This is a genomic window from Bacteroidota bacterium, from assembly GCA_034439655.1.
GTDB lineage: Bacteria > Bacteroidota > Bacteroidia > UKL13-3 > UKL13-3 > CANJUD01.
Map to the genome: position 1 here is coordinate 1 of JAWXAU010000187.1, position 10,409 is coordinate 10,409.

Here is a 10,409-nt window from a genome sequence, read left to right on the forward strand (position 1 = left end):
GCATCCCGATAATTATCGGGATTAAGCGGGGCTTTCGGGATGTAGTTCGGCATTACCATTCTACAAACCAAATCCGCCACAGGCGGAGAACTATTTTAGGTTAAGAATTGGTATAAGACTTTCAAAATAACTTCCACAAATTAAGGATAACTGGTTTATTAATGTAGGATTCCACTTTACAATAGGCAATTGGATTGGGAAATATGACGCCAAATAAAACTAAATATTTTCGCTCTATTACTACTCCTTATTTGGCTCGAAACTTTGTCCAAGGCTGGTGTTATAAATGACTTATTTATAATGTCGCATCAGCAACTCTCCAAACTCCTTTCCATCCTCGCCAAAATCAACCTCTACAGGCAAAACCGCAATAGGTAAGTCTGTTGTATTAAGTGCCTGCAAACGTGCAGCATCTTTGGCAGTAGTTATTATAATAGATCCATTAGCAAATGCAGTTTGATATTTTTCACGCCAAGTATTTATTTCTTGTTGGGTATAATTATAATGATCGGGGTACTTAAGATGTTCTATTATATGATAGTGTTTTTGTATATATGTTTTAAGATATTCTGTATTTGCAATGCCTGTTAGTAGTATAATATCTTTTGTGGTTGTTTGTGTATTGTTATATTTTAATTCACCATATATATATGTACTAAAAAAAACAGGAGCTTTACTGTATTTATATAATGAAGTTTTTAATTTTTCTTTTTCAGCTTCAGTTAATCCTTCAGGGCATTTGGTTATGATAATAGCATTGGCTCTGCTTGCTCCATTGCGGCTTTCACGCAGGTTGCCAGCGGGGAGTATATAATCGTTATAAAAAAGCCTATCATAAGTAGTGAGGAGGATTTGAAAACTAGGTTTTACATATCGGTGCTGGATATTATCATCGAGTATGATAATATCTGGCTGTATAGTTTTTTGTAATTGTTCAATTCCTGTAATACGATTTTCGCAAACGGCTACATGTGTATTTTTTAAACTATGATAGAGTTCGTATGGCTCATCGCCCAAAGTTTCGGCACTGATTTTTTTAGTAGCTAATATATAACCTTTGCTTTTGCGGCCGTAACCGCGGCTTAGCGTAGCTACTTTATAGTTTTGCGATTGTAATAGTTTGGCTATATAAGCCGTATGCGGAGTTTTGCCCGTGCCACCTGTGTTGAGGTTGCCCACACCTATAATAGGAATATCGAATTTTTTTTGTGAGAGTATGCCAACATCGAACAGCTTATTGCGTATTGCTGTAATGAGGTGGTATAAAACCGAGAAAGGATATAATAGTATTCGCAGCTTTTTCATAAGCAAGGCTGCGAATTTATTCCGTCATTGTGAGGCACGAAGCAATCTCGTTATATTGGTCGAGATTGCTTCGGAAGCCTCGTAATGACGGAATCGAATTAATGACTAAGAACATCATTCACTTTGGTGAAGGAAGGTTTGCGTTTTTCTATAAAGGCGGTAGTGCCTTCTTTAAAATCTTCGGTAGAAAAACATTGGCCGAATAATTCCACTTCTCTGTCGAAGCCAGGTTTGTCTTTGCGGTATTGGGTATTTACGCAGTCTATCACTTTGGCAATAGCCATAGGCGATTTGCTTTTTATTTTGCCCAAAATTTCGTGGCATTTGGCAAGCAATTGATCGGCAGCCACTACATGATTTACCAAACCCAATGTTTGTGCTTCGGCAGCACCTATTACATCGGCAGTCATTAGTAATTCTAATGCTTTTCCTTTTCCTACCAATTGTGCTAAGCGTTGGGTGCCTGCATAACCGGGTATAATTCCCAAATTAACTTCTGGCTGGCCAAACTTCGCATTTTCGGCAGCAACTCTTATATGGCAAGCCATAGCCAATTCGCAACCGCCACCTAAAGCAAAGCCGTTGATAGCAGCCACTACAGGCTTAGAACTATTTTCGATGGCATTGAAAACTTTGTGGCCATTCTGTGCCATGTGTGTTCCTTGCTCCACCGTAAAGTTAGCAAATTCTGATATGTCAGCACCTGCAACAAATGCTTTAGGGCCAGCACCTGTTATTATAATACCTGCCACTTCGTCGTTTGACTGGGCAGCATTTACGGCATTATATATTTCGCGAATGGTTTCGATGGTGAGTGCGTTGAGTTTTGGTTCTCTGTTAATAGTGATGGTAAGAATGCCTTCGCTTACCTCGGTTAATAAATTTTGGTACATAGGGATTGGATATGTGTTTTTTTAGTTTTTAAAAGTATTATAATATTTATGCAGGAACATTGGCTAAGGCTTTCACCATCATCACACCAATATTGGCAGGCGATTCCACCACATTGATGCCGCACTCGGCCATTATTTTCATTTTGGCAGCAGCGGTATCATCGGCTCCACCCACTATGGCACCGGCATGACCCATACGGCGACCAGGAGGAGCTGTTTGCCCAGCAATGAAACCTACTACTGGTTTGGTCCCGTTTTCTTTAATCCACTTGGCAGCATCGGCTTCCATCGATCCACCTATTTCACCAATCATAACTATGCCAATGGTTTCGGGGTCTTCCATCAGCATTTGCACAGCTTCTTTGGTGGTCGTTCCTATCACGGGGTCTCCGCCAATTCCTATAGCAGTGCTAATTCCCATGCCTTGCTTCACTATTTGGTCGGCGGCTTCATAAGTTAAAGTTCCCGATTTTGATACAATACCGATATTCCCTTTTTTGAAAACAAAGCCGGGCATAATACCCACTTTAGCTTCTTCGGGAGTTATAATACCGGGACAGTTTGGACCTATCAGCCTACAATCTTTTCCGTTCAAATAATTTTTGGCGGTTATCATATCTTGTGTCGGAATTCCCTCAGTAATACAAACTATTACTTTAATCCCTGCATCGGCAGCTTCCATTATCGCATCGGCAGCAAAAGCTGGAGGTACAAATATGATAGAAACATTGGCATTGGTTTGGGCCACTGCATCGGCCACGGTATTGAACACAGGTTTGTCCAAATGCGTGGTTCCGCCTTTGCCGGGTGTAACGCCGCCAACTACTTGTGTGCCATAGTCAATCATTTGTGTGGCATGGAATGTTCCTTCGCTACCTGTGAAACCCTGCACTATTACTTTGGAATTTTTGTTTACTAAAACGCTCATTTTCTGTTTTGTTTGGTCTATTATAAAAGTGCTGCAATTTAAGGGCTGCAAAGTGTTTTGGCAAAGCAAAAAATCAATTGTTGCGATATGAGTTTGTTCCTGCATTTTTGCAGCAAAATCAAATCAATGAAAAAAGCGATATTCTCGGTGGCAATAATACTTTGCTTTACTATTACTACTAATGCCCAAACGATTGGTACTTACAAAAGTTATCTTAAAGAAACCGCAGCTCCTAGGGAACATCCAGTGGATATGAAGCATACTATTATTGATTTGAAATTCGATTGCGGCAAAGGTGAAGTTATTGGCAAAGTAACGCACCAGTTTATGTCTTTGCAAAAGAGCGTGGACTCAATATTTTTGGATGCTCCGGGCATCGAGATTAAAGAATTTAAAATGGTAGGGCAACAAGGAAAAGTGAAAACAAGCGACAAAGGTGTGACTTTATATTTTTCGCCTGCACTTACTTGGGATTTTACATATACTTTAGAAATTAATTATATAGCGAGACCTACCAGAGGTTTATATTTTATTGGTTGGAATGATGAAACTACCGACCAACACAAAAACGAATGGGGCTATGTTCGCAAACAAATATGGACACAAGGCCAAGGGACAGATAACCGCAACTGGATTCCTTGTTACGATGAACCCAATGACAAAACCGTTACCGAAACTATTATAACGTTTGATAAAAAATATCAAGTGTTGAGTAACGGTGTATTACAATCAAAAAAAGACAATAAAGACAATACCATTACTTGGCATTATAAGATGAGTCATCCGCATCCTACTTATTTGGTGATGCTGGGCATTGGTGAGTTTGCGGTGAAGAAAGGCAAATCGGCGAAAGGAACACCTGTTAATTTTTGGTATTATCCTGAGTTTGCAAATAGGGTTCCTTATACCGCTTGTTATACAGAGCAAATGGTGGATTTTATGGAAGAAGAATTAATGACCGCTTATCCTTGGGAAAGTTATAGCCAAGTGATGGTGCAAGACTTTTTATATGGTGCTATGGAAAATACCACCGCCACTATTTTTGGTGATTTCTTTTTTGTTGATGGCAAATCGTTCAATGATAGAAACTATATAAATGTGAACATGCATGAATTCACGCATCAATGGTTTGGCGATTATGTAACTGCCCGCAATTATGCCCACCAATGGCTGCAGGAAAGTTATGCTACGCATTATCCAAAATATTTTCAACGCAAACTTTACGGTGAAGATTATTTCCAGTGGATGCGTAAAGTAGAAATGAATAGTGCATTGGATGCATCCAAATCGAATAATAATCCTGTGGCACATACAGGTGGTGGAACAGCCAGGGTTTACCAAAAAGGTTCGCTTGTATTAGATATGTTGCGTTATGTTTTGGGCAATGAAGAGTATCGTAGAATGACTGCTCATTATCTAAAGAAGCATGCTTATGGCAATGTAGAAACCTACGATTTGCAAGTAGCGATACATGATGTATTGGGTAAAAACTTGGATTGGTTTTTTGATGAATGGGCTAATAGGGGAGGTGAACCACATTATAATATATCATGGTCGGCCATTGCAAATAATAGTGGTGCCAAAGTAACCAATGTTGCCATTAAACAAATCCAGGAAGTGAATGAAGTGATAGGTTATTTTAAAATGCCTATTGTAATAAGAGTATATTATAGTGATGGAACTTTCGATGAACAAAAACCATGGGTAGAAGGGAGCCAAACAAATGTATCTTTTGCAAATACAAATGGGAAACAGGTAGCTTTTGTAATATTCGATGTGAATAATCAAATATTGAAACAAGTAACTTATAATAGAACTTTTGAAGAACTAAAAGCACAGCTAGAAATGGGGCCAAATATGATAGACCGTTACGAAGCTTTGGCTGCTATGAAAGATATAGCATTAGATAAAAAGAAAGATATATTGATGCAGACTATTAATAAAGAAAGTTTCCATGCCCTACGCAGTGAAGCATGGACACAACTGTTTGTAAGTACTACCATGCAAACCAGAGAGAATTATACAAAAGCATTGAGTGACCCAAGTATCGATGTTCGCAAAAGTATTATAACAAATACAGCAAATATCCCTGGTGGTTGTTTCGATTTATTTTTAAATCTGATTAGTGATTCATCATATAATATGCAAGAAAGTTTATTAGAAAAACTATATATATATTCTCCAAGAGATGTACAAAGTTGGTTGGTAAAATCAACCGATACAGGCACAGGAAATGGTATATTAATAAAACGACTAGAACTATTATATAGAAGTGGTGATAAATCGAAAATGCAAGCATTAATAAGTATGGCTTCATCACACTTCGAATTTCGCACACGCATCAATGCATTCAATGCACTTAAAGCAATCGATTTGTGCAATGAAGAAGTAGTAGGTCATTTGCTCAATGCCGCTTCATCATGGAATGGTCGTTTGGGCGGCCCAGCAAAAGAAGTACTTGATTATTTCGCTCAACAAAAAGCTTACAAAGTTATTATAGTTGATGTATATAAAAAGTTACTTGATGGTGAAAGGAAGGTTTTGAAGGATAAAGGAGTAAACTATTAGTAAACAGTAGTCAGTAAACAGCCCGCCGCGGCGGGTAGTAAACAGTAGTTAGTAATTAGTGCCATTTCGGCGTCAGCCACTGACCACTGACCACTGTTTACTGAGCACTGCCTATAGCCTTCCCACTTGCATACCATGAAGCCAATCCGCCAATAGCAACAGAAGTAAAAGCAACATATAAGAAATCGGGCAAACGCATTTCGACAGGATATACATTTATCACCATTGTTTCTGCATCGCCCAAGGTAATAAAACCATATTGTTGTTGCAGCCAGCATATAGCAAAACCTAAAACTAGTCCAGTAAAGCAACCCAAGCAAGCCACCATCATGCCGTGGCCAAAGAATATACTTCTAATAAAGCGTTTGCTTCCGCCCATATATTTAAGCGTTTCTATATGTCCACGCTTTTCCATAATAAGCATCACGAGCATGGCAATGAGATTAAAAGAACCTACCAATAATATAAACATCATAATAACATAGCTGAACATTTTTTCGCCATTCATTACTTTGTTTAATAACTGGTGTTGCTGCCTGCGATTTTGTATAATATAATTATTGCCCAATATTTTTTGTATATCAGCAATCGTCTGTTCATTGTTTGCAGAATTTAATGCAATTTCTAATTGTGTAAGTCGGCCTTCATTATTGAATAATTTATTTACAACAGCTAAAGGCAATACCATTGCTCGTCCATCAATTTCTTTTTGTATGGCAAACTCATGGGTAGGAAAAATTTCTTCTTGGTTTAGAGATTCCATATTCATATCCGAAGGGTCGCTGCCGGGTTGTGGAGCTATAATACGCATTGATTTATTATTGAATAAATTTACACCGCCCAGCAAGTATGATAATCCCCTGCCCATAATAGCAAACGATTTAAAATGCGTCCAATTGGTATCGCCTATAGTAATAGCTTGGGCAATATTTGAAGTCTTGAAAAAGTTATTATCAACTCCTTTTAGTTGGGCTACTGTTTGCCGCTCGCCATAACGAACCAATGCATTCTCTTCGAACACACAGGCAACTGCGGCTATATTGTTATATTGTTTTAATTGGGCAAGTTTTTCAGCAGGGATTTCAAATGATTTGCCTTTGGCGGGCAATACTTTCAGGTCGGGATCAAAAGTATTATATAAACCGTCTATCACATTCTCAAAACCATTGAATACTGATAATACCACCACCAATGCCGCGGTACTCACTGCAAAAGCAATCACACTAACAAAGCTGATTATATTAACTGCATTGCGGTTACGCTTCGAGAATAGATAGCGGCGAGATATGAATAGTGAGAGTTGCACGGGGCAAAGATAATAGGATTGAAATATGAATTACGGCATTTATGTACTCAGTACGGAATGCTAAATATATTTGTCATGTCAACGAAGGAGAAATCTGCTGTTTCCAATAGCAGTGCATTAAGTTCTGACCTTGCAGATCCCTCCTTCCTAGGGATGACAAAATGCACAAAAGTGTGCTTGTGTCCGATAGCTATCGGACTTGAGTAGATATATGCCCGACTGATGAATTAGGAATTAATTATCATCTTTTAATCCTTCGCCAACTATATAAGTGTATATGTCAATTCCAAGATTTAAATTTGACAATCGATTAATTAATTCAATATCGAAATTCATTCCAGCATTTCCTGATAATGGTTGATATTGGTGCACAGAAATATACGCATTAGCACTGAGTGAAAGAGATTTCACACCTTCAATATTTTGCCCTAGCTCTGTAATTAATAATAGTAACTGCTTATTTAAAGGCGGACATACATTTGTTATTGGCCCAAAATTGATTCTACTAAAACCATGTATATCATCTCCTCTTCTATCTTCTTTTGACCAACCACTTGTTGGTTTTAGAGTTAGTATTTGATAAAGTTCATTGTATGATAATTCGTGCGAAGTTGCAGTAAAATAAACTTTATTAGATGATGTAATCCAAACAAAATGAATAGAAACTGCGGTTGTTTTGTTAAACTAATAGTTAGAAAATATTTTTCGTCTTTGATTGGGATATATATATATACAAAACCTATTTCATCGGCATCAATAAAATGAACTTTGGGTAAACCGCCTTCAAATAAAACTTCATTTATTTCTAAGTATTGTTTAGTAATAGCTAGCGATGGATCGATAATTTCTTCCCTGGCCATATCTATATAGGTTTGATAATCCATCGTATTTTATATATTTTTTTCAGTTAAAGGCTACCCTCTATCTTCGAATACACCTTCCCTTTCCAGTACATAGGCCAATCCTTTCGCGGATTTTTATAATCGAAATTAAAACTAAATTCGGCTTTCATAATTCCTTCATCCCATAGTTTTCTATCAATGGTTATATAGCCATCTGTTGAATAAAAATTTGTACAACAACCACTGCGTATACTATTCAAATCAATAGATGCATAACAAGTATCATTTACTATATACAGCTCCAAACTACAATGCGTAGCAATACCGCACGTAGTAAAACAATATATACTATCTGCACTTTTGCGATGTACTTCCACATAATTTGTGCCTGCCCATTCATAGCACCAAGCTTCGCATTGCATAGAATACGGCAGATGTGAGGTGTCAAGTAATTGATAAGATTTTGAACTGTATTTTTTCTTAACCATACCTTCTTTGTCCATCATATCATAACAATCTTGCGGACAAAAACCTCCATCAGCACAACCTGCCTTTCCATCTTTTTTCAACTCCACTCCGAGGGGATAACTCCATTCATTCCTGAACGAAAAATTACCTGCGATGCTATCCACCCATTTGATGGCAATAGGTATTGGTGTTGTTCTAATAACTTTATTGGAATCTTGACTATATACATTTGAGGATAAAAGTAATAATATCCAAATCAGATAATTGCTTTTCAACTTTAATAACTGCATGGGCAAAGATAAGACAAGAATGTTTTCGTTTTTTTAAGCTAAACTGCTGAACTTTTCGTTTTAATAATATGGCTAAAATTATTTTAGAAGAAAAATTCCCTTCTCAGAGTGTTTCCGTTAAATTGTCTTTATTTACTTTTATTGAAGAGAATGTCCATCTATTGTATTCTCCTGCCGTCGACTTATATGGATATGGCAACGACGAACATGAAGCAAGGCATAGCTTCGAAGTTTCTCTCCAAGTTTATGTAATACCGACTCTCAATATATAATAGTCCAAAAGAAAGGTACTAATCCCGAATGCTTTCGGGATGTAGTTCGGCATTACCATTCTAAAAACTAAATCCGCCACAGGCTGAGAACTATTTTAGTTTAAGAATTGGTATTATAATAAGAAATGCTTTAAGAGTTTTAGGGTTGCACAAAAATAAGTTCTGAGAAATTTTAGCGGGCAAATATTTTCAAACTTTCCAAATGTTAAGAGTTAGCCTACGCCTTTATCGCCCACCGCAACTTGGCCGAACGAGCACGCGGATTGGTAAAACATTCTTCTTTTGAAGCTCGAATTGGATCTGGTGCAACGGAACTATATATACCCGCTCTAAATAAATATTGAAATGCTTTTTTTACTCTGCGGTCTTCTCCTGAATGGAATGAAAGTATAGCAACACGACCTCCTGGTTTTAATGATTCTGGTAGTTTGTGGAGGAATTCATCTAATACATCAAACTCATTATTCACTTCTATTCGCAATGCCTGAAAACAACGTTGACACGATTTCTTTATTTCATCCTTGTTAAGTTGTTGTTCGGGAATTGATTCCAAAGCTTCTGTAATTATATTTTTCAACTGCGTGGTGGTTGTTATTATAATACCCTTTGCAATATTAGTTATAATAGCGGTAGCAATAGGTTCGTAAAAAGGTTCATCTGCGTTTTCCACTAATATTTCAGCTAATCTATGTAGTGTAATAGTTTTTAATAATGCTGACGCCGATTTACCTCGATGCGGATTAAGTCTTAAATCTAAAGGGCCTTCTGTCTTAAATGAAAATCCTCTTTCTGGATTATCAATTTGCATCGATGAAACCCCCAAATCGGCCAATACAAAATCGAGCAAACCTGATTCAGAAACTATTTGATCAATCTCTGAAAAATTCATTTGTTTAATGACTGATACACCTTCGCCATAACCATAACTAGCCAAACGTTCTTTGGTGCGTGGCAATTCAAATGGGTCAACATCGGTAGCATATAATCTCCCACCAGGAAGCAAGCATTTCAATATTTCTAAACTATGACCCCCATAACCTAAAGTGGCATCGAGTCCAATTTGGCCGGGCACAATTTTAAGAATACCCATAATTTCTTCAACACAAATAGAACGATGCATACCTGCTGGTGTTCGCCCTTGCTCCAATACTTTTTTAATATCTTCAGCATAAAGTTCAGGTTGCTGTTCTTTATATTTTTCTTTGAATGTTTTGGGATGTGTGCCCTGATATCGTTCTCGTCGCTGATGTTTTGGTTCTTCGTCTTCCATATTTGTTTAACACGAAGGTAATTAAAAGCACCAAAGTTTTCCGATTAAAATATATTTGGGACAGATTTTTTATGGGTTTTGAGCTTCTTATACCGAAGCTCAATATATAATAGTCCAAAAAAAGAGGACTAATCCCCCCGCATCCCGATAATTATCGGGATTAAGCGAGGCTTTCGGGATGTAGTTAGGCATTATCATTCTAATACCGACACTCAATACATAATAGTGCAAAAGAAAGGGGCTAACCCCCCCGCATCCCGATAATTA

Annotated in this window: 8 protein-coding genes; 1 reads left to right on the plus strand and 7 read right to left on the minus strand. The window is 37.5% G+C overall.

What is annotated here, in order from left to right; all coding sequences use genetic code 11:
- Positions 1-291 precede the first annotated feature (291 nt).
- The 3 genes from lpxK to sucD all read right to left on the minus strand — a co-directional run bounded on the left by lpxK (position 292) and on the right by sucD (position 3,126).
- Complete coding sequence (gene lpxK / locus SGJ10_14055) at positions 292-1,305, minus strand: tetraacyldisaccharide 4'-kinase (protein ID MDZ4759246.1); 1,014 nt, start codon at positions 1,303-1,305, stop codon at positions 292-294.
- Between the two features lie 98 nt (positions 1,306-1,403).
- A complete protein-coding gene (locus SGJ10_14060; protein ID MDZ4759247.1) occupies positions 1,404-2,198 on the minus strand; it encodes an enoyl-CoA hydratase-related protein in 795 nt (264 codons plus the stop codon).
- 46 nt (positions 2,199-2,244) lie between these two features.
- The gene (gene sucD / locus SGJ10_14065; GenBank protein MDZ4759248.1) at positions 2,245-3,126 is read right to left on the minus strand and encodes a succinate--CoA ligase subunit alpha; all 882 of its coding nucleotides are present in this window, start codon (positions 3,124-3,126) and stop codon (positions 2,245-2,247) included.
- Between the two features lie 126 nt (positions 3,127-3,252).
- On the opposite strand from sucD, the gene SGJ10_14070 reads away from it, so the two are divergent.
- Positions 3,253-5,694 carry a M1 family metallopeptidase gene (locus tag SGJ10_14070; protein ID MDZ4759249.1) on the plus strand — a complete coding sequence of 814 codons (2,442 nt, stop codon included), beginning with the start codon at positions 3,253-3,255 and terminating at the stop codon, positions 5,692-5,694.
- Positions 5,695-5,791: 97 nt separating this feature from the next.
- On the opposite strand, the gene SGJ10_14075 is transcribed toward SGJ10_14070, so the two are convergent.
- The 4 genes from SGJ10_14075 to rsmH form a co-directional block, all read right to left on the minus strand.
- Positions 5,792-7,000 carry an FtsX-like permease family protein gene (locus SGJ10_14075; protein MDZ4759250.1) on the minus strand — a complete coding sequence of 403 codons (1,209 nt, stop codon included), beginning with the start codon at positions 6,998-7,000 and terminating at the stop codon, positions 5,792-5,794.
- Between the two features lie 569 nt (positions 7,001-7,569).
- Positions 7,570-7,884, minus strand: coding sequence for a hypothetical protein (locus SGJ10_14080; GenBank protein ID MDZ4759251.1), 315 nt, complete (start codon positions 7,882-7,884; stop codon positions 7,570-7,572).
- A gap of 23 nt (positions 7,885-7,907) precedes the next feature.
- Positions 7,908-8,600 (minus strand): hypothetical protein, encoded by a 693-nt coding sequence (locus SGJ10_14085; protein MDZ4759252.1) that lies wholly within the window; start codon positions 8,598-8,600, stop codon positions 7,908-7,910.
- Positions 8,601-9,089: 489 nt separating this feature from the next.
- A complete protein-coding gene (gene rsmH / locus SGJ10_14090) occupies positions 9,090-10,142 on the minus strand; it encodes a 16S rRNA (cytosine(1402)-N(4))-methyltransferase RsmH (protein ID MDZ4759253.1) in 1,053 nt (350 codons plus the stop codon).
- Positions 10,143-10,409: the final 267 nt, after the last annotated feature.

Coding starts and splice junctions, on each gene's coding strand:
- lpxK (MDZ4759246.1), bottom strand. CDS start 1,305: ATGAAAAAGCTGCGAATACTATTATATCCTTTCTCGGTTTTATACCAC.
- rsmH (MDZ4759253.1), bottom strand. CDS start 10,142: ATGGAAGACGAAGAACCAAAACATCAGCGACGAGAACGATATCAGGGC.
- SGJ10_14085 (MDZ4759252.1), bottom strand. CDS start 8,600: ATGCAGTTATTAAAGTTGAAAAGCAATTATCTGATTTGGATATTATTA.
- SGJ10_14060 (MDZ4759247.1), bottom strand. CDS start 2,198: ATGTACCAAAATTTATTAACCGAGGTAAGCGAAGGCATTCTTACCATC.
- SGJ10_14080 (MDZ4759251.1), bottom strand. CDS start 7,884: ATGGATTATCAAACCTATATAGATATGGCCAGGGAAGAAATTATCGAT.
- sucD (MDZ4759248.1), bottom strand. CDS start 3,126: ATGAGCGTTTTAGTAAACAAAAATTCCAAAGTAATAGTGCAGGGTTTC.
- SGJ10_14070 (MDZ4759249.1), top strand. CDS start 3,253: ATGAAAAAAGCGATATTCTCGGTGGCAATAATACTTTGCTTTACTATT.